This is a genomic window from Brevibacillus reuszeri, from assembly GCF_002897295.1.
Taxonomy (GTDB): domain Bacteria; phylum Bacillota; class Bacilli; order Brevibacillales; family Brevibacillaceae; genus Brevibacillus; species Brevibacillus reuszeri_A.
On the sequence record NZ_BEXF01000170.1, the window covers coordinates 1 to 224 of the forward strand.

Here is a 224-nt window from a genome sequence, read left to right on the forward strand (position 1 = left end):
TTCTCTCCTCGCCTACCTGTGTCGGTTTGCGGTACGGGCACCTTGTTCCTCGCTAGACGCTTTTCTTGGCAGTGTGAAATCAGGGACTTCGGTACTTAAATTTCCCTCGCCATCACAGCTTGTGCTTAACGGTGTGCGGATTTGCCTACACACCACACTTGCTGCTTGGACGGCCATCCAGTAGGCCGCTCACCCTATCCTCCTGCGTCACGCCATTGCTCAAG

The 224-nt window shown here is 54.9% G+C and carries 1 rRNA gene; it reads right to left on the bottom strand.

Features of this window, described 5'->3' with window-relative positions:
• Nucleotides 1-224 (bottom strand): 23S ribosomal RNA (locus C3B52_RS38465); the annotation flags it as partial.